The sequence below is a fragment of the Lentzea roselyniae genome, from assembly GCF_039537795.1.
GTDB classification, from domain to species: domain Bacteria; phylum Actinomycetota; class Actinomycetes; order Mycobacteriales; family Pseudonocardiaceae; genus Lentzea; species Lentzea atacamensis.
In genome coordinates, this window is the sequence record NZ_BAABBE010000014.1 from 52,097 (window position 1) to 73,203 (window position 21,107).

24 protein-coding genes and 1 pseudogene are annotated in these 21,107 nt (G+C 68.6%); 11 read left to right on the plus strand and 14 right to left on the minus strand.

Annotated elements, in window-relative coordinates; genetic code table 11:
* Positions 1-3: 3 nt before the first annotated feature.
* Together ABFX45_RS24910 and ABFX45_RS24915 are read right to left on the minus strand one after the other, a co-directional pair.
* Positions 4-1,530 (minus strand): beta-N-acetylhexosaminidase, encoded by a 1,527-nt coding sequence (locus ABFX45_RS24910; protein WP_109640739.1) that lies wholly within the window; start codon positions 1,528-1,530, stop codon positions 4-6.
* 452 nt (positions 1,531-1,982) lie between these two features.
* Positions 1,983-3,455 (minus strand): CYTH and CHAD domain-containing protein, encoded by a 1,473-nt coding sequence (locus ABFX45_RS24915; protein WP_346132258.1) that lies wholly within the window; start codon positions 3,453-3,455, stop codon positions 1,983-1,985.
* Positions 3,456-3,608: 153 nt separating this feature from the next.
* On the opposite strand from ABFX45_RS24915, the gene ABFX45_RS24920 reads away from it, so the two are divergent.
* From ABFX45_RS24920 to ABFX45_RS24930, 3 genes are read left to right on the plus strand one after another with little or no spacing between them, the layout of a single operon-like run.
* Complete coding sequence (locus ABFX45_RS24920) at positions 3,609-4,418, plus strand: hypothetical protein (protein ID WP_109640741.1); 810 nt, start codon at positions 3,609-3,611, stop codon at positions 4,416-4,418.
* Positions 4,419-4,453: 35 nt separating this feature from the next.
* Complete coding sequence (locus ABFX45_RS24925) at positions 4,454-4,888, plus strand: SRPBCC family protein (RefSeq protein WP_211337656.1); 435 nt, start codon at positions 4,454-4,456, stop codon at positions 4,886-4,888.
* The gene (locus ABFX45_RS24930; protein ID WP_109640742.1) at positions 4,885-5,196 is read left to right on the plus strand and encodes an ArsR/SmtB family transcription factor; all 312 of its coding nucleotides are present in this window, start codon (positions 4,885-4,887) and stop codon (positions 5,194-5,196) included. Before ABFX45_RS24925 ends, ABFX45_RS24930 begins: the two co-directional genes overlap by 4 nt.
* 1 nt (position 5,197) lies before the next feature.
* On the opposite strand, the gene ABFX45_RS24935 is transcribed toward ABFX45_RS24930, so the two are convergent.
* On the minus strand, positions 5,198-6,727 hold the full coding sequence (locus ABFX45_RS24935; protein ID WP_346132260.1) for an amidohydrolase: 1,530 nt from the start codon (positions 6,725-6,727) through the stop codon (positions 5,198-5,200).
* Positions 6,724-7,974, minus strand: a complete 1,251-nt coding sequence (locus tag ABFX45_RS24940) for a lysine N(6)-hydroxylase/L-ornithine N(5)-oxygenase family protein (RefSeq protein ID WP_346132480.1) — start codon at positions 7,972-7,974, stop codon at positions 6,724-6,726. Before ABFX45_RS24940 ends, ABFX45_RS24935 begins: the two co-directional genes overlap by 4 nt.
* Before the next feature lie 92 nt (positions 7,975-8,066).
* Between ABFX45_RS24940 and ABFX45_RS24945 the strand changes: the two genes are divergently transcribed.
* Together ABFX45_RS24945 and ABFX45_RS24950 are read left to right on the plus strand one after the other, a co-directional pair.
* Positions 8,067-9,014 carry a methionyl-tRNA formyltransferase gene (locus ABFX45_RS24945; protein ID WP_109640744.1) on the plus strand — a complete coding sequence of 316 codons (948 nt, stop codon included), beginning with the start codon at positions 8,067-8,069 and terminating at the stop codon, positions 9,012-9,014.
* Positions 9,015-9,077: 63 nt separating this feature from the next.
* Positions 9,078-9,719, plus strand: a complete 642-nt coding sequence (locus ABFX45_RS24950) for an HNH endonuclease family protein (protein WP_109640868.1) — start codon at positions 9,078-9,080, stop codon at positions 9,717-9,719.
* Here the strand turns inward: ABFX45_RS24950 and ABFX45_RS24955 are convergent.
* Positions 9,706-10,431, minus strand: coding sequence for a methyltransferase domain-containing protein (locus ABFX45_RS24955; protein ID WP_346132263.1), 726 nt, complete (start codon positions 10,429-10,431; stop codon positions 9,706-9,708). The two genes, ABFX45_RS24950 and ABFX45_RS24955, sit on opposite strands and share 14 nt — an antisense overlap.
* A gap of 105 nt (positions 10,432-10,536) precedes the next feature.
* On the minus strand, positions 10,537-11,187 hold the full coding sequence (locus tag ABFX45_RS24960; RefSeq protein ID WP_233440129.1) for a hypothetical protein: 651 nt from the start codon (positions 11,185-11,187) through the stop codon (positions 10,537-10,539).
* Between the two features lie 314 nt (positions 11,188-11,501).
* Between ABFX45_RS24960 and ABFX45_RS24965 the strand changes: the two genes are divergently transcribed.
* Positions 11,502-11,759, plus strand: a complete 258-nt coding sequence (locus tag ABFX45_RS24965; protein ID WP_109640746.1) for a hypothetical protein — start codon at positions 11,502-11,504, stop codon at positions 11,757-11,759.
* On the opposite strand, the gene ABFX45_RS24970 is transcribed toward ABFX45_RS24965, so the two are convergent.
* A complete protein-coding gene (locus ABFX45_RS24970) occupies positions 11,756-12,025 on the minus strand; it encodes a DUF2277 domain-containing protein (protein WP_109640747.1) in 270 nt (89 codons plus the stop codon). The two genes, ABFX45_RS24965 and ABFX45_RS24970, sit on opposite strands and share 4 nt — an antisense overlap.
* A 7-nt stretch (positions 12,026-12,032) precedes the next feature.
* Entirely contained in the window at positions 12,033-12,593 is a 561-nt protein-coding gene (locus tag ABFX45_RS24975) for a helix-turn-helix domain-containing protein (RefSeq protein WP_109640748.1), read from the minus strand.
* A gap of 50 nt (positions 12,594-12,643) precedes the next feature.
* On the opposite strand from ABFX45_RS24975, the gene ABFX45_RS24980 reads away from it, so the two are divergent.
* Positions 12,644-13,450 (plus strand): NAD(P)/FAD-dependent oxidoreductase, encoded by an 807-nt coding sequence (locus ABFX45_RS24980; RefSeq protein WP_109640749.1) that lies wholly within the window; start codon positions 12,644-12,646, stop codon positions 13,448-13,450.
* On the opposite strand, the gene ABFX45_RS24985 is transcribed toward ABFX45_RS24980, so the two are convergent.
* Together ABFX45_RS24985 and ABFX45_RS24990 are read right to left on the minus strand one after the other, a co-directional pair.
* The gene (locus ABFX45_RS24985) at positions 13,434-15,155 is read right to left on the minus strand and encodes a sensor histidine kinase (RefSeq protein ID WP_346132267.1); all 1,722 of its coding nucleotides are present in this window, start codon (positions 15,153-15,155) and stop codon (positions 13,434-13,436) included. The genes ABFX45_RS24980 and ABFX45_RS24985 overlap by 17 nt on opposite strands.
* Positions 15,152-15,817: a response regulator transcription factor gene (locus ABFX45_RS24990; RefSeq protein WP_109640870.1), complete on the minus strand. Its 666-nt coding sequence runs from the start codon at positions 15,815-15,817 to the stop codon at positions 15,152-15,154. Before ABFX45_RS24990 ends, ABFX45_RS24985 begins: the two co-directional genes overlap by 4 nt.
* 79 nt (positions 15,818-15,896) lie before the next feature.
* On the opposite strand from ABFX45_RS24990, the gene ABFX45_RS24995 reads away from it, so the two are divergent.
* Positions 15,897-16,700 (plus strand): DUF3152 domain-containing protein, encoded by an 804-nt coding sequence (locus ABFX45_RS24995; protein ID WP_346132269.1) that lies wholly within the window; start codon positions 15,897-15,899, stop codon positions 16,698-16,700.
* Here the strand turns inward: ABFX45_RS24995 and ABFX45_RS25000 are convergent.
* Positions 16,648-17,286 (minus strand): class I SAM-dependent methyltransferase, encoded by a 639-nt coding sequence (locus ABFX45_RS25000; protein WP_346132271.1) that lies wholly within the window; start codon positions 17,284-17,286, stop codon positions 16,648-16,650. The two genes, ABFX45_RS24995 and ABFX45_RS25000, sit on opposite strands and share 53 nt — an antisense overlap.
* A gap of 86 nt (positions 17,287-17,372) precedes the next feature.
* Between ABFX45_RS25000 and ABFX45_RS25005 the strand changes: the two genes are divergently transcribed.
* Together ABFX45_RS25005 and ABFX45_RS25010 are read left to right on the plus strand one after the other, a co-directional pair.
* Positions 17,373-17,936 carry a TetR/AcrR family transcriptional regulator gene (locus tag ABFX45_RS25005; protein ID WP_109640753.1) on the plus strand — a complete coding sequence of 188 codons (564 nt, stop codon included), beginning with the start codon at positions 17,373-17,375 and terminating at the stop codon, positions 17,934-17,936.
* A gap of 30 nt (positions 17,937-17,966) precedes the next feature.
* On the plus strand, positions 17,967-18,650 hold the full coding sequence (locus ABFX45_RS25010) for a LysR family transcriptional regulator (protein ID WP_109640754.1): 684 nt from the start codon (positions 17,967-17,969) through the stop codon (positions 18,648-18,650).
* Here the strand turns inward: ABFX45_RS25010 and ABFX45_RS25015 are convergent.
* Positions 18,613-19,374, minus strand: a complete 762-nt coding sequence (locus ABFX45_RS25015) for an AraC family transcriptional regulator (RefSeq protein WP_346132274.1) — start codon at positions 19,372-19,374, stop codon at positions 18,613-18,615. The two genes, ABFX45_RS25010 and ABFX45_RS25015, sit on opposite strands and share 38 nt — an antisense overlap.
* A gap of 88 nt (positions 19,375-19,462) precedes the next feature.
* Between ABFX45_RS25015 and ABFX45_RS25020 the strand changes: the two genes are divergently transcribed.
* Positions 19,463-20,263: an NAD(P)H-binding protein gene (locus ABFX45_RS25020; protein ID WP_109640756.1), complete on the plus strand. Its 801-nt coding sequence runs from the start codon at positions 19,463-19,465 to the stop codon at positions 20,261-20,263.
* Here ABFX45_RS25020 and ABFX45_RS25025 read toward each other — a convergent pair.
* Both ABFX45_RS25025 and ABFX45_RS25030 read right to left on the minus strand, forming a co-directional pair.
* Positions 20,260-20,625, minus strand: a complete 366-nt coding sequence (locus tag ABFX45_RS25025) for a hypothetical protein (protein ID WP_109640757.1) — start codon at positions 20,623-20,625, stop codon at positions 20,260-20,262. The genes ABFX45_RS25020 and ABFX45_RS25025 overlap by 4 nt on opposite strands.
* 34 nt (positions 20,626-20,659) lie before the next feature.
* Positions 20,660-21,101 (minus strand): annotated as a pseudogene (locus tag ABFX45_RS25030) (ferredoxin reductase domain-containing protein); the annotation flags it as partial.
* Positions 21,102-21,107: the final 6 nt, after the last annotated feature.

The window sequence follows — 21,107 nt, forward strand, 5'->3', positions numbered from 1 at the left end:
GGGCTACTTCTTCCACGGCACCTGGGTGCTCGCGTAGTAGTTGATGCCCTGGATCTTCCAGCGGGGTGCCTGCGCGCCCAGCCGTGGCGCGAACCGGTCCCAGTTGTGCACGCTCGCCGGTGCCCAGCCGAGCTCGGCGGCCACCGGGAGGCGCGGGAACGCCATCTGCTCGATGTCGGCGCTCGTCCGGATGGTCTCCGTCCACAGTGGAGCTTCCACGCCGCGGACGGACGCCTCGGACACGCCGGTGAGGTACGCGCCTGGGTTCCAGCTGTAGGCGTCCTTCACCTCGACGTAGCCCGCCCAGTTCAGCCCGAGCTTGGTGTCCTTGTTGTACTTCATGTCGAGGTAGATCCGGTTCGCCGGCGACATCAGGACTTTGTTGCCGCGCTGGGCCGCCGCGGCCACGTCGGCGTTGGACGTCGTCGTGCCCCAGAACTGCGGGATCACCGCGGTGTCCTTGGTGGTCTTGATGAACTCGTGCCAGCCGATCGTGGTCTTGCCGTACTTCTTCACGATGGGCAGGACGCGGTTCATGAACTTGACGTAGTCGGCGTCCGGAGTCGAGAGGGCCTCGTCACCGCCGATGTGGAAGTACGGGCCCGGGGTGATCGCGGAGACCTCCCTGACCACGTCCTCGATGAACTTGTACGTGATCTCCTTGCTGATGCAGAGGGACGAGAAGCCCACCTCGGTGCCGGTGTAGAGCGGGCGCTTCTTGCCGTCGCAGTTCAGTTCGGCGTAACTCGCCTGTGCCGCGTTGGTGTGGCCCGGCATGTCGAACTCCGGGATCACGGTGATGCCGCGGTTCGCCGCGTACGCGACCAGGTCCTTGTACTGGTCCTGGGTGTAGTAGAGCCGGCCCTTGCGGCCGCCCACCTCAGTGCTGCCGCCGATCTTGGTCAGGTCCGGCCAGCTCTTGATCTCCAGGCGCCAGCCCTGGTCGTCCGACAGGTGGAGGTGGAAGTAGTTGATTTTGAAGGCCGCTGCTTGGTCCATGTAGCGTTTCACCTGGTCCGGGGTGAAGAAGTGGCGGCTCACGTCGAGCATGGTGCCTCGGTGGTGGTACCTCGGGTGGTCGAGGATGCTCGCGCCGGGGACTTGCCACGGGCCTGGCTGCTTGGTCTTCGCCTCCGCCTTCGGGGGCAGGAGCTGGCGGAGGGTGGCGATGCCGTTGAAGTGGCCGGCTGTGGTGTTGGCTCGGATGACCACCTGGTTCGGGGTCACGTCCAGCTGGTAGCCCTCTTGGCCGGTTTTCGGGTCGGCGCCTGGCAGCAGGACTATGCCTTCGCCCTGTACGCCTGTGGTGATCGCGAGGGGGAATCCTGTTGACTTGCGGAGGATCCCTGCCAGCAGTTCGGCTGGTTTTCGGGCTGTGTCCGAGGTCAGCTGGATCTTGGCGTTCGGCGTCAGGGTGAAGGTGATGTCTGGGCGGGGCTGGAGTTGGGCCGGGTGGGGGACCAGTTCTTGTAGCGAGGTTGCTGCCTTGCGGGATGCGGCTGCCTCGCTGGTTGATGCTGCCTCGCGCATTGATGCTGCCGCTGGGGCCGCGTCTGCTGGGTCGGTCACCAGGACTCCTGCGGTGGCGATTGTCAGCGCTGTCAGGGCTGCCCGCAGTTTTCTCGATTTCACGCCAATCCTCCAGGCACGGGGGGACCTCGGTGGCGGCGTTGGGGTCACGGTTTCAGGCGGTGGGATGGGTGTCAAGGTTTAGACCAATGGGGGTTTGGGTTGTGCGCGCTCTGTCCGTAGGTCGTCCCCCCGGTTGCGTTGGCGGGTTCCGGTTTCGTGTCCGTAGGTGGTTGCGTTTGCGTGAGGTGGGTCCCGTCACGAGCCGCGCCGGAGCGAGCCACACCCCTCCCTGGGCGCGGCCAGCGATCGGGCACGACTCGTGACGGGACCCACCCCACGGCGGCCCGCGTTGCTAACGGCAGCTCGGCTTCGCCGTCGCCTTTGCTCGGCTTCGCCGTCGCGAGATGTTGCTAGAGGTGTTCCTTGCTCAGCTTGCGCCACAGTGCTGGGAGTGCTGCTTCCGTCTTGTGGGCCAGCTCTACCTCTTGGCCGTACAGGAGGCCGAAGGTGAAGCCGTTCTCGTCGCCACGGCCCAGATCGAGGAGGACGGGGCGCGCCACCACCGAGTCCTGGTGGTCGCCTAGGAGTGTTTGCACGTCCTTTGCCCGCTTCCGCAAAGCCTTGGCGTGCTTGCCGAGTGCGGGCTCGGCGACCTCTGCCGAGTAGCGGAGGCGTTTGGCGGCTTTGCGGGCCTCGTGCAGGGGCTCGTCGTTGTTGTTGGCCGCCAGGGCTGCCTCTACTCGGACATCCAGGCGGTGGCGGGACTTCTCCACGAGTTTGGGGAGGACGTCCTTCGCCTTGCCGGATGCGAGTTTGGTCAGAGGGGGAGAGGCGAGCAGGGCGTCGATCGAGTTGAGCAGGGTGAAGTAGCGCTCGCCGTCCAGGGCCGCTACGGAGTCCTTGTGCGCCTTGGCTTCCAGCGGGGCGAAGTGGCGGGTCAGGCGGGCGGCCACGTCGCCCAGTACGAGTTCGGGTGGGAGGGCGTGGAGGCCGTCTTCGAAGCGTGCGCGCAGGACTTCCAGGTCTCGGGAGGTGCCGAGGACTCCGGCCAGCCACTTGAGTTCGTCGGTCAGTGAGCGGGTGGCTTCGCGGTCGACGATTTTGCCGAAGGCTTGGAGGGCTGAGCGCATGCGGCGGGTGGCTACGCGCATCTGGTGGACGGCGTCGTCCTCGTTGCGGCGGACTCGGGGGTCCTGGTTTTGCAGGGCGGCGCGTTGTTCGTGGAGGTAGGCGAGGACCACGTCGCCTGCTGTGGATTTTTTGCCGATGGTGGGGATGGCGTCTCGTTTTACGCCGATCACCTGGGAGAGCTTGGATTTTGAGGAGGACGGGTGGATGCCTGCGTCGCCCAGGTGGCGCTCGACGGTGTCGAGGAGTTCGCGGTCGCCTCCTTCGCCCAGTTCCACCTCGATCTCGCGCCAGGAGGTGGTGGTGGTCGAGGAGCCCATGGTTTGGGCGGTGACCACGTCGTCGACCACCTCGGCGAGGAGCTGGCCGTTGCCGTTGGTCAGTTGCCAGCGGCGGCGGTTGGTGCGGATTTCGGCGACCGGGGTCAGGTCCGAGCCTCGGGTGTGGGCGCGGACCAGGGAGGAGAGGTCCTTCGGGGGCTGTTTCACGGCTCGGCCGAGGGGGACTCGGACTTCCTGGCGGGAGTCTTCGCCTGCGGGGAGTTTGAGGTGCCAGCCTTCGTCGTCGCCGCCCACGCGGCGGCGGAGGGTCACACCCGCGCGCGCCAGGCGGTAGTCGTCGGTGTCGAAGTACGTGGCTTCCAGGTCGAACTCCTCCGGGCCGGTCGCTACGCCGGTGATCTCGGTGAGGTCCGGCAGGCTCGCGTCCGATGGTGCCTCGTACTTGCGTTCGGTCTCAGTAACAGAGGTCGCCATTTACTAGTAATACCTCGTTTTGTCGCTGTTCACCCACTGTCGTGACGGTGCGTGAGGGACGAATGCCACGGGTGGGCGGAAGTCTGGCCCCTAATGCGTGCATTCGATGATCGGTGCCTTGGCCGGGGGCCCGGGGTCCGGTTCGCTGGTCGGGTGCCCACGGAGAAGGAACGGCTCGACGTGGTCGAGCCGCAGGTCGCCACGTTGATCAGTCACGTCGGACAGCTGGCGGCGGAGCTGGAGCGTGTCACCGCGCGGTTGACGGTGCTGGAGAGGCGGCTGTCCGGTGCTGGGGACGGGCCGCTGGCGGATCTTGATGCGGTGGCGGGGGACATCGCGCCGCTGGTCGAGGCGTTGCGCAAGGCTTGGGACGCCGAACAGGAGATCCTCGCGGATCCCGCTCGGGTGGAGCTCAAGCAGGAGGTGCTCGAGTTCGACGGGCTCAAGGCCCGGCGGGACGAGGCTCGGTCCAAGCTGGACGGTGGGCGGGTGCCCCGGTTCGAGCGGGACGCGCTTTCGCACGAGGTTCGGCAGATGGAGTGGCTCATCAACGCCAACGAGGCGAGTGCGAAGCGGGCCGCTGACCGGTTGGCGGCCGATGAGGACGCCAGTGGTGAGGAGTGGCGCACCGAGGCGGTGCTGGCCGGGGACAAGGCTCGCGGGGAGATCAAGGACGCGGCCGCCCGGCGCATCTCCGAGGCGCTCGGGCAGTACGCGCGGATGCCCGTGTGGTTCCGGGTCGGGCTGGGGGAGATTCCCACACCGGATCCGTCGTTCTGGCTGGAGTCGGCGATCGCGGTGCTCGCGTACCGGCTGGAGTACGGGGTGACGGACGCGGTGTCGCCGCTCGGTCCGCCGCCGTCGGCGGCGAGCGGGTGTCAGAACTGGGTTCGGCGCACGAACGTCCACGCGGACATCACCGACCGGCTCACCACGCTGGCCGCCACGTTCCACCTGCAGTAGTCTTTTCTGCAACCGCTCGGTTGCAGGAGGTGGACGTGGACCGGATCGAACGCGACGTGCTGATCAACGCGTCGCAGCAGCGCGTCTGGGCCGCGCTGACCTCGGCCGAGCACCTCGGCACGTGGTTCGGTGACGCCGGAGCGACGGTGTCGGAGCTCGAGCCCGGTGGTGAGGTCACGCTGACGTGGACGGAGCACGGCACCGGGCGTGCGATCATCGAGAAGGTCGAGCCCGAGTCGTTCTTCTCGTGGCGCTGGTCGGGTCCGCTCGGGCCGGATCCGGTGCCCGGCAACGCCACGCTGGTCGAGTTCACGCTCACGCCGGTGGACGGCGGCACGTTGCTGCAGGTCGTGGAGAGCGGGTTCACGCAGCTCGACCTGCCGTCGGAGGACCAGGAGCGCTACGCGTCCGGGAACGTCGACGGCTGGGGCCACGAGTTGGACGAGCTGCGGGAGTACCTGGAGAAGTGAGTCAGGTCGACGACGTTCTAGCCGCGCTCGCGGATCCGATGCGGCGCCGGGTGCTCGATCTCGTGGCCGCGAAGGGGCCGGTCTCGGCGTCCGCGCTCGCCACGGAGCTGCCGGTGAGCCGGCAGGCGATCGTGAAGCACCTCGCCGTGCTGGAGAAGGCCGAGCTGGTGGCGTCCGAACGGGCCGGCCGGGAGAACAACTTCTCCGTCCGGTCCGGCGCGCTGGACGCCACCGCCACGTGGATGGCCTCGCTCGCCTCCCAGTGGGATCGGCGGCTGGCGGCGATCAAGAAGATCGCCGAGGGGTAGTTCAGCGCTGCGGCATGAGGGTGCCGCCGACCATGGTGGCGAGCACGGGGATGTCGGCGATCGCGTCGCTCGTGCGCGGGTCGTCGCCGAGCACCACGAGGTCCGCGAGCTTGCCCGGCGTGATGCTGCCCAGCACGTGCTCCTTGCGGCACGCGTAGGCGCTGCCGAGCGTGTACGCGCGGATCGCCTCCTCGACGGTGATCGCTTCGTCCGGTCCGACCGCGCGGCCGCTAGACGAGCGGCGCCGCACCATGAACTCGATGGCGCGCAACGGTGCCCCGTCCGCGACCGGCCGGTCCGAGCTGCCCGCGACGGTGAGGCCGTGGTCGAGGAACGACCGCCCGCGGTACATCCAGGCTGCGCGTTCCGGGCCCATGATCTCGCTGTAGTCGTCACCGTAGGACCACAGAAACGTCGGTTGGACAACAGGAATCAGGCCGAGGGCCGCGATCCGCTCGAGCTGGTCGGGGCGCACGAGGCCGCAGTGCTCGATCCGGTGCCTGGCGTCTGCGCGCGAGCGTCGCCGTTGTGCCTCCGCCACCGCGTCCAGCGTGAAGTCGATCGCGCGGTCGCCGATCGCGTGGATCGCGAGCTGCCAGCCCGCGTGGTGCCCGTCGACGATCGCCGCCCGCATGAACTCCTCGGACTCCGCGAGCTGACCGGAGTTGTCCGTGCCGATGTACGGCTCGGACAACGCGGCCGTGCGCGCGATCATGCCGCCGTCGGTCCACAGCTTGAGGCCGCCGAGCGACAGCATGTCGTCGCCGAACCCGGTGTGCAGTCCGAGGTCGATCGCCCGCGGGATCCCGTCCGCCGGATCCGCGGCGACGTCGTGCAGCACGTACGCGGAAACCATGAGCTGCACGCGAATCGGCAGCTGTGCGCGTTGGTATGCGGCGGCTTCGAGCGGGCTGCTCGCGATGAGCCCGGCGCCGATGCCCGCCTCCGCGCACATCGTCACGCCCTCGGCCAGCACCTGCCGCGCGCTCTCGTGCAGTTCGGCGGTGATCTCGTCGAGCGAGTACGGCAGCCGCAACGACCGCGCGGCCAGCTGCTCGTTCTCGGTCAGCCAGCCGTCACTGGTGATGCCCGGAAGCTGGTGGAGCACCACGGAGTTCACGACGCACGCGTGCCCGGACAGGTCGGCGACGTACACCGGCCTGCCCGCGCTGATCCGGTCGAGATCGGCGGCGGTGAGCGGCACCTCCATGATCCGGCGGTCGTAGCCGGACGCCTCGATCCACCCCTCACCGGCAGCACCGGCGAGGCGGTCGAGCACCTGGGCCGTTGTCGTCAACCCGGTCAGGTCGATCGTGCGCCGGCCGTTCCACGCGAGGTGCGTGTGCGCGTCGATGAAACCGGGCAGCACCACGGCGTTGCCGAGGTCGACGGTCTCGGCGGCGGGCAGGCTCTCGATCTGCTCCTCCATCCCCACGATCCGGCCCTGCCAGATGCCGATCGTGTGCGCGGCGGGATGCGCCGGGTCCATGGTGATGGCCCGGCAGCCGGTCAGCTTCAGGTCGAGCTTCATGCCGTCGCGAGGACCGGCACAGGGGTGTTGGTCAGCACGGACGCCAGGATCTCACCTGAACGCACCGCGACGTTGGACAAGAGCGACGACGTGATGCCGTGGGAGTGCTCGGTACCGCCCTGCAGGTAGATGCCGCCGCGCAACGACGACTGCACGCGGTAGTCCCGTCCCACGACCAGACGGCCCTGCTCGTCCCGTGCGCAGGTCTCGTCCAGCGAACCGAGGACCGGCGTGGCCTCGTCGTAGCCGGTCGCGAGCAGCACGAGGTCGGTCTCGATGAGCTCCTGCTCGCCGGTGACGAGCGACTGGACCACCGCTCGCGCGCCGGACCCGGACTCCTCGACCGCCACGAGCCTGGTCAGGTTCATCATCTTCAGCCGCTCGGTGCCGAGGACCTTCTCCTGGTACGCGGTGCGGTAGAGCCGGGCGATGAGGTCGACGTCGACCACCGAGTAGTTCGTGTTGCGGTGGTAGTCCATCAACCGCTGCTTCACCGCGTCCGGTGCGTCGTAGTAGTGGTCGACGGCTTCGGGGTCGAAGATCCGGTTCGCGAACGAGCTGTCGTCGGCGGGGGAGTAGCCGTAGCGGGAGAACACCGAGCACACCTCGGCGTTCGGGAACTCGCGGTGCAGGTGCGCCACGGCTTCCGCGGCGCTCTGCCCGGCGCCGACGACGACGCAGCGCTTCGGGTCCTTGAGTTCGCCGATCCGGTGCAGGAACTGGCTGTTGTGCCACACGTGGTCCGACAGCTCGACGCCGTCCGGGAGGGACGGCCGCAGTCCGGTGGCCAAGACGAGGTTGCGTGCGTGGTACACGTCACCCGTGGCCGTGGTCACCTCGAACAGTTCGTCCTGGATCGCTTCGACGCCAACGGCTTCGGCGCCGTAGGTGACCAGGTCGTCGACCTGCGCCGCCGCCCACTCGAAGTAGTCGTGAAACTCGACGCGCAGCGGGAACAGCGTCTTGTGGTTGACGAAGTCGACGAGCCGGCCGCGGTCCCTGAGATAGCAGAGGAACGAGAAACGGCTGGTCGGGTTCCGCATGGTGACCAGGTCCTTGAGGAACGACACCTGCATGGTGGCGTCGTCGAGCAGCATGCCCCGATGCCAGCCGAACGCTTCCTGGCGTTCGAGAAACACCGCGGTGACAGGGGTTCCGGCCTGCTCGTTGTGCTCGGTCAGAGCGATGGCGAGCGCCAGGTTCGAGGGACCGAACCCAATGCCGACGATGTCGTAGATCGGATGCATGAGCACCGAACTTAGGGCAGCCTAAGCTGCCCTGGCAAGCCATCGGTTAGGTTAGCCTGACCGTATCTCACCGAAGTGAAGGAGGGAACCCCGTGAGGGTCGTCATGTTCGGGTTCCAGACCTGGGGTCATCGCACCCTGCAGGCACTTTTGGCGTCCGAGCACGAGGTGGTCCTGGTGGTCACCCACCCCAGGGGTGAGGGCGCGTACGAGAAGATTTGGAGCGATTCCGTCGAGGACCTGGCCCGTGAGAACGGTGTCGAGGTGATCGTCCGCGAGCGGCCGGAGGACCAGGAGCTGCTCGACAAGCTCAAGGCCGCCGAGCCGGACGTGATCGTCGCCTGCAACTGGCGCACCTGGATCCCGCCGCAGGTCTTCGCGCTGCCCAAGCACGGGACGCTGAACGTGCACGACTCGTTGCTGCCGAAGTACGCGGGCTTCTCTCCGTTGATCTGGGCGCTGCTCAACGACGAGAAGGAAGTCGGCGTGACGGCGCACATGATGGACGAGACGCTCGACGCCGGTGACATCGTGCTGCAGCGCGCGGTCCCGGTCGGCCCGCGCGACACGACGGCGGACCTGTTCGCCAAGACGCTGGAGCTCTTCGGCCCGATCACCGTCGACGGTCTCGCCGAGATCGCCTCCGGCCGCACCGACTTCACCAAGCAGGACCGTTCGCAGGCCTCGTTCTTCCACAAGCGCGCGGAGGAGGACCTGCGGATCGACTTCACCTGGACCGCGGAGGAGCTGGACCGGCTCGTGCGCGCGCAGTGTGCGCCGTACCCGAGCGCGTTCTGCTTCCACCGCGGCCGACGTCTCGAGATCATCGAGGCGGACGTGTCGCAGGCCGTGTACGGCGGCACTCCCGGCCGGATCTTCTACCGCGAGGGCGACGGCGTGGCGATCGTCGCCGGTGCCGAGGCCCGGCGCGGGCGCAGCAAGGCGTTGCTGGTCAAGAAGGTTCGGACCGCCGACGGCACCGAGCTCAAAGCGCACGAGTACTTCAAGAACATGGGCGGGTACCTGACGTCGCGTCCATGACGACGACATGCCGATCACAGGCCGGTTGATCGGTCCGTGATCGGCATGCTCGATCATGAGCGCATGAATCGCGCGGCGGTGACGTCACTGGTGGTCTTCGTGCTGCTCGTGGCACTGGGCTGGTACCTGACGAATCTCCAGTCCTCGAAGGAGAATCCGCCGGCGCCGACCGGGTCCGCTCCGGTCGGTTCGTCCGATCTCGGCGCGCTGACGATCGCGCCGGAGGGCAAGATGGCCGGCTACAGCCGCGACCGCTTCCCGCACTGGTCCTCGCAGGGAAACTCCTGCGACACCAGGGAGATCGTGCTGCAGCGCCAGGGCGCCGACGTCAAGTCGGACAAGGACTGCAAGGCGGTCTCCGGCACCTGGAACAGTGCCTACGACAACGTGGTGATCAGGGACGCCGGTGAGGCGGACATCGACCACATGGTGCCGCTGGCCGAGGCGTGGCGCTCCGGGGCGGACAAGTGGACCGACGACGAGCGCAAGACGTTCGCCAACGATCTCGGTGGCATCCAGCTCATCGCGGTGACCGCGAAGTCCAACCGCGCCAAGGGTGACCAGGACCCGGCGAAGTGGAAGCCGCCGGCACAGGCCTACTGGTGCACCTACGCGCAGCACTGGATCTCGGTGAAGATCACCTACAAGCTCACCGCGGACCAGGCCGAGCACGACGCGCTGGCCTCGATGCTCAAGGCGTGCTGATCACCACCACCGTGATCGGCTCGACGTAGCTGTCGTTCCCGATCGCCTCGCGGAGCCTCTCCTGGAACTGCGGGCGTTCGTGCGGTTCCGGCAGGGTGTTCGGTGACATGGCGGAGAACAGGCTGCCCGCCAGTTCTTCGATCGTGTGCTCGTGCGAGTAGCTCACGGTCCACTCGCGAGGTTCGTGGCCGGTTTCGCGCAGTGCGTCCGCATACCGACGGCGCGCATCGGCGTCGGTGCCGCAGCCGGCCGTCATCGGCTTGCCGAACCACTCTTCTAGCACGCGCCGGATCGCCGGGTGCTGCCGCCACAACGGCGTCCCGTTGGCGATGATCGCGAACTTCCGCGTCCTGGCCTGCCGGAAGAGCCGCTCGTGGTCCATCCAGTGCAACGCCTGCCCGACCACGACCGCGTCGAACCGGCCGAGCTCCGGTACGTCCGCGTCCGAGCCGACGCGCCACTCGACGTTCGGCAACTTCGGCGCATGGGCCAGCATGTCCGGCTCCGGGTCGACCGCGAGCACGCGCCGCACACGTGCCGACAGCGGGACGGCGAGCTGGCCGGTGCCGCAGCCGAGGTCGAGCACCACGTCGCCGCCGGTCAGCCCGAGTTCGGCGACCAACGCGTCGATGACCGGCGGCGGATAGCCGGGCCGGAACTTCGCGTAGTAGCCGGCGACCTCGCCGCTGAACCCCAGGCCTGTCGTGCTCATGTCCCCGACACTGCCTCAGCCCGTCCGCCCGCGCCGAGGACTCTGCCCCCGGCAGAACGGGGGCGACGCGGCCCGACCCCCAGACGGGCCGCGTCGCCCGTTGCCCTACACCGCCCGGACCGACTCGAACAGGCCGGACAGCTGCCAGTGCGTCACGTAGCCCATCGCCTCGGCGGCGATCAGCACGTCGAGCTTCCCCAGGTTCGTCCGCACCGGCATCTGGTAGGCCTTGCCGCGCCGCGCGTCGAGCACCATCGGCGTGGCCCCCGGCAGCGTGTCGGAGATGGTGTGCTGCAGGATCCGCAGCCCGACGTTCGCGGCCTCCCTGGTCAGCGGCACCTCCTTGGTGTGCACGAGCACCGCGTAGGTGGAGCCGTCCTTCTTGCGCAGCCCCAGGTGCGGGCGGACCTTCAGCGTGAGGTCGCCGACCCGGTAGGTCGCCGGTTCGACCGGCACCCCGGTGGCCTTGAACGACGCCAGCCAGGGCAGGAACCCGTCCGCGATCTCCTCGAACGCGCGCGGCTGTCCGGTCCGGTTCGCGCCCAGAATCGCCTTCTTCAGCTCCAGTTCAGGTTCGGTCGAGTTGACCGCTCGTCGCATGGCGTCGCGGATCGGGTTGTAGAACCCGCACACCTTGGGGTCGTCGGTCAGATACATCCCCCGCTGTTCCGACACGATGTTGATGCGTCCACGCTGGCCGCTCATGACGTACTCGGTGAACGACAGTGCGGTGACGCTGACGTTGTTGTCCGGCAACGTTTTCTCCCCTCGTACCGCTCTCTTCACCTGACGTTATCCGAGGGGTCTGACAAAAACGGGGCTGCTCCGAACGGTGTAACGATTACGCAGGGTAGAACGATTACCCGATTGGGTGGCACACAAAGTTGCGACGTGGACCTCATTCTGTAAACGGACGGTGACGGACCGGCAACCGATCACGTCGATGACCGTTCGTCTGCCGTTCGGCGATGCTCACGCAACGCTCACCGCACGACGAGCGGAAGTAACACTCCGTAGAAGATCAACTAAGGAGAATAGGTCCAGCAGGAGTAAACGGAGCGAGGAGAGAGATGGCGGTCAAGGCGGAGCGTTCACCCGATAGTGCGGGTGACGTGGAGGTTCCGCAGCCGAGGCAGCCGACGAGGTGGCTCGTCCACCTCGCCCAGTGGCCGCACGCCGTGCAGGTGACGGTCATCCTCGTGCTGATCGCGCTGCTGCTGTGGACCATCGCCCTCACGCTCGGTCCCGACCAGGCGTTCATCGTCGGCTCCGCGGGCGTCGCGGCCAAGCTGATCTGCATGTACCTGGACACCCGCGTCCGGAACTAGCGCCCGTACCGCTCCGCGGCCCTCGCCTTGGCCTTCGCCGCCTCGACCTCACGGTCCTTCGGCGGTGCCGTCGTCACCAGCGCGTCGAGCAGCTCCTGGGTGGCCGCCGCCACCGCCGCGACCGCCTTGTCGAACGCGGCCTGGTTGGCCGCCGACGGTTTCGCCGCCCCGCTCACCTTCCGCACGTACTGCAGCGCCGCGGCCTGCACCTCGTCGGAGGTCGCCGGCGGTTCGAAGTTGTGGAGCACCCGGATGTTTCGGCACATGGCTCCACTATGGCCCCTTCGGCGGCGCCGCGCGGGTGTGGATGCGTTCTCCCTGCTTGCCGAACAGGCTGATGATCTCGGCGGGGTTGCCGTCCGCGCTGCTGAACGAGTGCGGCTGCCGGCAGTCGAACTCCGCGACCTCGCCGGCGCGCAGCACGACCTCCTTGTCGCCGAGCCGCAGCCGGATCCGCCCGCTCAGCACGTAGAACCACTCGTAGCCCTCGTGCACGCGCGGCTCGTGCAGCACCGGGTCCTTGATGATCATCTTCCACGCCTGCAGCGGCCCGATCGACCTGGTCAGCGGGATGCCGACCCGTCCGTGGGCGAGCTCGCGCGGCTTCATCACCACGCGTGGATCACCGACCTCCGGCGCGCCGACGAGGTCGTCCAGCGAGACCTGGTAGGTCCGCGACAACGGCAGCAGCAGCTCCAGCGTCGGCTTGCGCTGGTCGGTCTCCAGCCGGGACAGCGTCGACTTCGAGATGCCCGTCATCTCGGACAACGCGGCCAGCGTCAGGTCGTGCTCGGCTCGCAGCGCGGCGAGCCTCTGCCCCACGGTTGTTGCCATATTGGCAACTTACGTTGCCAAAACTGTCCTGTCGACCGCACAGTTCAGTCATGGACTACGAAGTGGTGATCATCGGTGGGGGAGCGGCCGGGCTGAGTGCCGCTCTGATGCTGACCAGGGCACGCCGGAGCGTGCTCGTGGTCGACGGTGCCGAGCCGCGCAACAAGCCGGCCGCGCACATGCACAACTACCTCTCTCGTGACGGGCTCTCGCCGGTGGACCTGCTCAAGCACGGTCGCGCCGAGGTCGAGGGCTACGGCGGAGAGATCGTCAACGACACGGTCCGCGGTGTCGCGAAGCTCGATGACGGGTTCGCGGTCGAGCTGACCGGGCGCACCGTGCACGCGAAGCGGCTGCTGTTCGCGACGGGCCTGGTCGACGAGGTGCCGGACCTGCTGCGGGACCGCTGGGGCCGCGACGTCTTCAGCTGCCCGTACTGCCACGGCTACGAGGTCCGCGACCAGCGGCTCGTGGTGTTCGGCGAGGAGATGAAGGTCGCGCTGGTCCGGCAGTGGTCGGCCGACGTCACGCACGTTCCGTCGGTGGACGGCATCGAGGTGGAGGACGACCGCCTGGTCGCGGTGATCTCGGGCTCGCGGCGCATCCCTGCCGACGCGCTCGTCTACTCCGCGCCGGTCAAACCGCGCGACGAGTTCCTGCTGGCGTTGGGCGCCGAGACCGAGGAGACGATGGTCGGTCCGTTCGTGCGCACGGACGACAAGGGCCGCACGAGCGTGCCGGGCGTCTACGCGGCGGGCAACGTCACCGACCCGGCCGCGATCGTGATCGTCGCCGCCGCGCAGGGTGCCCAGGCCGCCGGAATGATCAACATGGACCTGATCACCGCTGGTGGCTGAGCGGCAGTTCGATGCGGAACACCGAGCCCTCACCGAGCTCGCTGGTCACCGACACCGTGCCGCCGTGGGCTTCCACGAGGTGCCGGGTGATCGCGAGGCCGAGCCCGCTGCCGCCCGTGGTGCGGCTGCGGGACTTGTCCGCGCGCCAGAACCGGTCGAACACGTGCGGCAGGTCGTCCGGTGCGATGCCGCTGCCGGTGTCGGCTACTTCGAGCACCGCCCTGTCCTTGACCTGGAACAGCTTCACGACGACCTCACCACCGGGTGCGGTGTAGCGGACGGCGTTCGCGACGAGGTTGCCGAGCGCCTGCCGCAGCCGCACCGGATCCGCGGTGAGGTGCACCGGCGTGGTTTCGGCGCGCAGCAGGATCTCGCGGTTCTGCTGCGCGTTGACGACCTGGTCCACGACGTCGTCCAGCGCGATCGGTTCCCGGTGGAGCTTGAGCGTGCCGGCGTCGGCCTGCGCCAGGTCGTGCAGGTCGTCCACGAGTCGTTGCAGCAGAAGGGACTCCTCCAGCAGCATGTCGATCAGGTGGGGGTCGGGTTCCGCCAGCCCGTCCTGCGTCGCCTCCAGCCAGCCCGTGATGTTGCCCAGCGGCGTGCGCAGCTCGTGCGCGACGTCGCTGACCAACGCCTGCCGCTGCCGTTCGGTCTCGGCGAGCTTCTCGGACATCGCGTTGAACGACTTGGCCAGCTCACCGATCTCGCCCGCGCCGCCGTCCACCCGCGCGGTGCGGTCGCCCTCCGCGGTGCGCTTGGTGGCGGCGGTGAGCGCGCGGATCGGCCGCACCAGCTGCGTCGCGGTGATCCACGACGCGAACCCCGCCAGCGCGAGGATTCCCAGTGCCACCAGCGTGATCCGCGTGACGCCGGTCGTCGACAGGTCGATCGACCTCGGCTCCTCGCCGGTCAGCGGGGTGAGGAACAGCTGGGCCTGGTCGGCGACGTACGGCTCCAGCTGCGTGCGCCGCGCGGTCTCCATGCACGCGCCCACCTCCGGCGAGGAGTCGCGGACCGTCGTGATCTCCCAGTCGAACGTCACCTGGGGCGGCCTCTTGCTCAGGATCTGCGGGTCTCCCGGCAGCGTGGCGAGGCACTCCGAGAACAGCGTCTGCAGCTCCCCGTACGCGGCGATCTCCGTCGCCGTGAGCGTGTAAAGCCGGTTGCCCACTTCACATTGCTCCCACAACGAGGGCCGGCCGGGTTCGTCGTTGGAGAGCCGCGGCCGCCCGTTGGGCGCCTCCACGATCTTGATGTGCGGGTTGCACGAGGAGAGTTGCGTGGCATAGGCGTGCAGCTTGTCGTGCTCCTTGTCGGTGAGCTTGAACGGCCCGACCGCCCTCGGGTCGATCTTGCCGTTGACGTTGAGCGGGTCGACGATCGCCTTGGGGGTGATGGGCAGCTGTGGCGAGCTCGCGTCGCCGGTGTCCACGAGCTTCTTGCCGTTGTGGTCGGTCAGCGCGATGCGGCGGCCGTGCTGTCGCGCGATTTTGTCCATTTCGGACTGTGCGCCCGCCCAGCTGTCGTGCGTGGCCGCGTACTTCAGCACCTCGTCGAAGATCTGCGCGTCCGTCTCGAGCGCCTCACCCTGCTGCTGGCGGATCGTGCCGGTCGTCGCCTGGCTTGCGAGCCACGCCGTGACCGCGATCGAACACGCCGCGATCACCAGCGAGAACAGGAAGAACCGGACCAGCAGGCTTTTCATGCGAGCTTGTACCCGATCCCGTAGACCGTCAGCAGCCGCTCGGGCCGGCGCGGATCCTGTTCGATCTTGCGCCGCAGCTTCATCATGTGCACGTCGACCGTGCGTGCCGTGATGAACCCGTCCTCCAGCAACTGCTCCCGCGTGAACACCCGCTGCGGCTGCGCTGCCATCTTGGCGAGCAACCGGAACTCCGCGGGCGTGAGGCTGATGAGCTCGTCCTTGATGTGCACCTCGTGCCGGACGGGGTCGATGGTCAGGTCGCCGACCTTGAGCACTGTCGCGCTGGTCTCGCGCGCCCGCCCGGTGCGCCGCAGGATCGTCCGCACCCGCGCCACCATCTGCCGCGGCCGGAACGGCTTGGTGATGTAGTCGTCCGCACCCAGGTCGAACCCGAGCAGCACCTCGTCCTCAGTGGACCGTGCGGTCAGCAGCACGATCGGCACGTCCGACTCGGTCCTGATGGCGCGCATCACGTCGATGCCGTCCACCAGCGGCATCATCACGTCCAGCACCAGCAGGTCGGGGTTCCGCCGTCGCGTCTCGTCGATCGCCGCCCGGCCGTCGTGCACGACCACCACCGAATGCCCGTCGTGCTCGAGGTACCGGCGCACGAGCTCCGCCTGGTGAACGTTGTCCTCGGCGACGAGGATGTGGGCACACACCACTGCAGTATGCAGTCCTTCACGACAGTCAAGCGGAACGTAAACAGGTTCTTCATCAGTTCCGGCGAGGCTTGTCGTCATGAAGGTGCACCTGGTCCTGGGGGCGACGGCACTGACCGCGCTGTTGCTCACGACATCCCAACTGGCAGGCGAAACTTCCCCAGCGGCCGCCCCGACCACAACGCCGTCCTCCGTCACACCTTCTTCCGCGGCCCCGTCTTCTCCGGCCCCACCTTCCTCCGCGGCCCCGCCACCTCGTGTCTACACCTCCAGTTCGGAGCTGCCCGACGGCCCGGAATACCCGGTGTCGGGCACCGGCACGTTCCACGTGGTCCCGGGATCGGGTCCGGTCGTCGGCACGGGCCCGCTGCGCACCTACGCCGTCGAGGTCGAGGACGGCATCACCGTCGACGAACAGGCCTTCGCGTCCTTCGTGGACGCGACTCTCGCCGACCCGCGCGGCTGGACGGCGCGCGGCGCCCGTTCGGTCCAACGCGTCTCCGGCCCCGCCTCGCTGCGGATCAGGCTGACCTCGCAGCAGACCGCGCGTGCCGTGTGCGGTTACGAAATCCCGGTCGACGTCTCGTGCCGGGAGGGCGGCCTCGTCTTCCTCAGCGCAGCCCGCTGGTTCCGCGGCGCCGTCGCGTTCCTCCCGGACCTGACCTCGTACCGCCAGTACGTGGTCAACCACGAAACCGGCCACGCTTTCGGCCAGGGCCACCGCGCCTGCGAGGTTTCGGGTGCCCCCGCTCCGGTGATGATGCAGCAGACGTTCAGCGTGTCCAACGACGAGATCGTCCGCATCACGAACGGCGTTCCCCAGGGCGCGGTCATCCCGAAGGACGGCAAGGTGTGCACGCCGAACCCGTGGCCGTATCCGTGAGCTTCCTGGCCATGACCACCGTGGTGGTCTCACCTTCGACCCGGAACACCGGTTCCACGCGCTCGAACACGTTCCGGAGCTCCTCGACGACGTCGGCGCCGGTGAACCCGGCGATCCTCCGGTAGGCGGCCCGCAGGAACCGGGTCGTCCGCGTCTTCCTGGCCAGCCGCACGTCGAACACGAACAACCGCCCGCCCGGCCTCAGCGCGTCGGCCGCGTTCGCGATCGCCGCAGGCACGTCGGGCATCGCGCTGAACGTCCCGAGCGCCACCGCCGCGTCGAACTCCCCGGCCCCGTGGTCGGTGCTGCACGCGTCGGCCAGGCGCACCTCGACGTTCGGCCACTTCGCCGCCCGTCTCCTGGCGATGGCCACCATGCGCGGGCTGAAGTCCATCGCGACCACACGTCCTTGCGGCCCAACGGCTTCCACGAGCGCGGGGATCGACGCCCCGGTCCCGCACCCGATGTCGAGCACGGCCTCGCCGGGCTCCAGTTCGAGCTTGTCGACCGCGAGCGTGTTGAGCGTCCCTGCGAACCGGTCGAGCACGCGGTAGTAGGTGAGTGCGGCGAAGTCCCAGAGCTGCATGACGTCCCCCTGACGTTTTTGCAATGCGAACGCATCGTAAAACAGGTCGTGCGTAGGATGCAATGCGATCGCATTGGAGATGTCGCATGCCCAAGCAGGTCGACCACGACGAACGCCGCCGCCAGATCGGCGACGCCGTGTGCCGGGTGATCGCCGCACGAGGCCTGAACGCGGTGAGCCTGCGTCACGTGGCCGCGGAGGCGGGCGTGTCCATGGGGCGCGTCCAGCACTACTTCGCGACCGTGGACGAGATGCTGATGTTCGCGTTCGACCTGATCAGCGAACGCGTGGCCGCCCGCCTGGGCGCGGTGCACTCGGACGACCCCGCGAAGTACCTGCGCGCGATCCTGCTCGAGCTCCTGCCCCTGAGTCCCGCCGCCCGCGCGGAGGCCCCGGTGCTCGCGGCGTTCCTGGCGCAGGCCGTGGTCGAGCCGCGTCTCGGAGTGCCGTTGCACGAGGGCAACGAGCAGATGGTGGCGTGGCTGGTGGGGATGATCACCGCGGTGCGTCCCGGCGGTGATCCGAAGCGGGACGCGATGGCGTTGCTGGCGTTCGTCGACGGCCTGATGCTTCAGGTGCTGATAGGTCAGGTCACGCCGGAAGCTGCGGAAGACTTGGTAGATCACCAACTCTCTCGTGTGCTCACCTGAGGTTGATGTCCATCTCCATAACCTGACGGCATGGACGTGGACACGAGACTGCTGCGGTACTTCGCCGCCATCGCCGAGGAGGGCAACCTCACGCGCGCGGCGCATCGGCTCTTCGTGTCACAACCATCGCTCACAAAGCAGCTGAAGCACCTGGAATCACAGTTGGGCGTGCGGCTCTTCACCAGGTCCAGCACCGGTATGACGCTCACCGAGGCCGGCCACACCCTCGCCGCGCGGGTGCCACCGGTGCTCGCCGACTGGGACACCGCGGTGCGCGACACCAGGAGCGCCGCGCGTGTGCTGCGCGTCGGTTTCCTGGCCGGTGCGGCGAACGAGGCCACGCCGGACATCGTCGCCGCCTTCGCGCGACGCAGGCCGGACTGGCAGGTCGACCTGCGGCAGGCGTCGTGGACGGACCCGACCGCGGGCCTCGCCAGCGCCGAGGTGCCCGTCGCGGTGCTGCGGTTGCCCTTCCCCGGCCAGGATGCGTTCGGCGTCCGGTCGTTGTTCACCGAACCTCGTTGCGCGGCCTTGTCTTCCGCTCATCCGCTGGCTCACCGGGACGAGATCGTGGACTGCGTACCGGTGACCGGCATCAGTCCCAGTGAGGTCGGCGTCGCCTGGCTGCCGGACGCCGGTGAGGCCGCCGCCGAGTTCGTCCGCTGCTGCCTGGACGTCACGCAGTCGCGACGCACCGGCTGCGGCACTCGCTAGGGCTCACGCCCTGCACGCGCTTGAACGCGGCGCTGAACCCGAACGCGTCCGCGTACCCGACCTGCCGCGCCACCGCGGCCACCGTCGCGGAAGACTCCGTCAGCAAGTCCGCGGCCAGGGCCATCCGCCACTCGGTCAGGTACGTCAGCGGCGGCACCCCGACCAGCCGCGCGAACCGCCCGGCGAGCGTCGTCCGCGCCACCCCTGCCTCCTTGGCCAGCAACGCCAGCGTCCAGGCCCGTGCCGGCTCCGCGTGCATCGCCCGCAGGACCGGCCCGACCACCTCGTCCCCGAGCGCCGCCAGCCACCCGGTGCCGTGCTCGCGGTCGAACCACTCCCGCAGCGCGCACACCATCATCCAGTCCAGCAGCCGATCCGCCACCACACCCGGCCACGCGGTGCCGACGTTCGAGTAGAAGTCCGCACACTCGTCGGATCCGGGCGCGACCAACGCGGCGGGCAACACCGCCGTGAGCCGGCGCGCCACTGCCCCCACCACGTCGTACGTACCGCTGATGACCGTCGCACGCCCTTCCACGGCAACGGTTCCCTGCACCACAACGATGTCCCCGGCCTTCGCGGTCTGGTCCAGGACCCGGAGTGAACCCGACGCCACCGCGTACAACGTGAGGCCCGAGACCACCTCCCTCCCGGCCACCTCGACCCGACGCACCCCAGCACCATCCGCGCGCACTTCGCGGAGCAGTTCGTCGAACGCCTCCATGCCACCCAGGATAGTGAAGAACGATCGAACATCATCGATGAACTTTCACCCATGGTCGATCGCGGCCCCGTCGCGTTGGCTTGGTCCCATGTCACAAGAGATCCTGGTCATCGGCGCGACCGGCAAGACCGGCCGCCGCGTCGTCCGCACCCTCGAAGAGTCCGGCGTCGAGGTCCGCCCGGTCTCCCGCTCCAGCGCGATCCGTTTCGACTGGTCCGACGAGTCCACCTGGAAACCGGCCCTGCACGGCGTCACCGCGGCCTACGTGATCGCCCCGTCCGACCCGGCCGCGGCTGCCCCGTTCGTCGAACTGGCCCAGGCCGAAGGCGTCCGCCGTCTCGTCGCCCTCTCCGGCCGGGGCCTCGACGAGACCCCCGAGCAGTTGTTCCAGGGCATGGCCGCGACGGAACGGGCACTGCACGCCAGCGACCTGTCCTGGACCGTGCTGCGCGCCAACAACTTCAACCAGAACTTCTCCGAGGAGATCTGGGAGTCCGAGGTCCGGGCCGGCCGCCTGTCCCTCCCGGTCGACGACACGCCGGAACCGTTCGTGGACGTCCAGGACATCGCCGAGGTGGCGGCGGTCGTCCTGACGTCCGACGGCGAACACGACGGCCAGACCTACAACCTGACCGGCCCCGAAGCGATCACCTTCGCCGCGGCGCTGCAGAAGATCTCCCCGACCATCGAACTGGTCAAGCTGACCCCGGCCGAGTACCGCGAGACTTTGCTGTCCTACGGCGTTTCCGAGGAGGAGACAGCCGAACTGAACGGCATGTTCGAGGCCATGCGCGACGGCCTGCTCGCCACCCCGACCGACGACGTCAGCCGCCTGCTGGGTCGCCCGGCCACCAGCTTCGACACCTACGTGGCCAACACCTGGCGCTAGCGCCGAGGCAACAACAGGTGCACGGCGAACCCGGCCGCCGTGGCCATCACCGCCTGGTAGACGACCGAGACCTGGTACTGCGACGCCACGAGAAACGCCGCGTCCATCCCGGTCGTCCACCAGCCGGCCAGCTCGCCGAGCCCCGCCACGTGCCAGCCGAAGAACCCGGCGCACCACCCGGCCACGACCCAGGCAGCCCGCCCGCCCCGCCGCACGAACAACCCGGCCGACACCGCGGCCACCGCGTTGAAGGCGAGACCGATCCCGGTCAGCGTCGCATCAGGACTCCACACCAGACAGGCCAGCGTCTGCACCACGAGCACGCCGATGACCAGCCCGATGCCCAACCGCGTCTTGTCCACACGGCAGGTTAACCAGCCCTTCCGCCGTCGCTCGTCAGGCCAGGCCGAACCGCTCGGAGTGCACCTGCCGGCGGGGAACCTTCAGCGCGCGCAGGGAGCTGAGCACGGCCGAGGTCATCGCGGGCGGGCCGCAGACGTACACGTCCCGTTCGGTGATGTCGGAGACCAGGGCACGGAGACTCTCCGGCTCGAACGGCGAAAGCCCTTCCGCCGTGCGACCGGTGAGCAGGTGCAGACGCCCGCCGCGCTCCTCGACCAGTGCCCGCACCTCGTCGGCCAGCACGGCGTCGCTCTCGCTGCGCACCCGGTAGAGCACGACCACGTCGCCGGCCGATTCCTCCTCCAGCAGGGCCCGAATCGGCGTGATCCCCACCCCTCCGGCGATGAGCAGCGCGCCGGGCCGCGTCCGATGCAACGAGGTGAACGGCCCCGTACGGCCCCTCGACGAACGCACGGCTCCCGACCGGGAGGTGCCGCCTGAC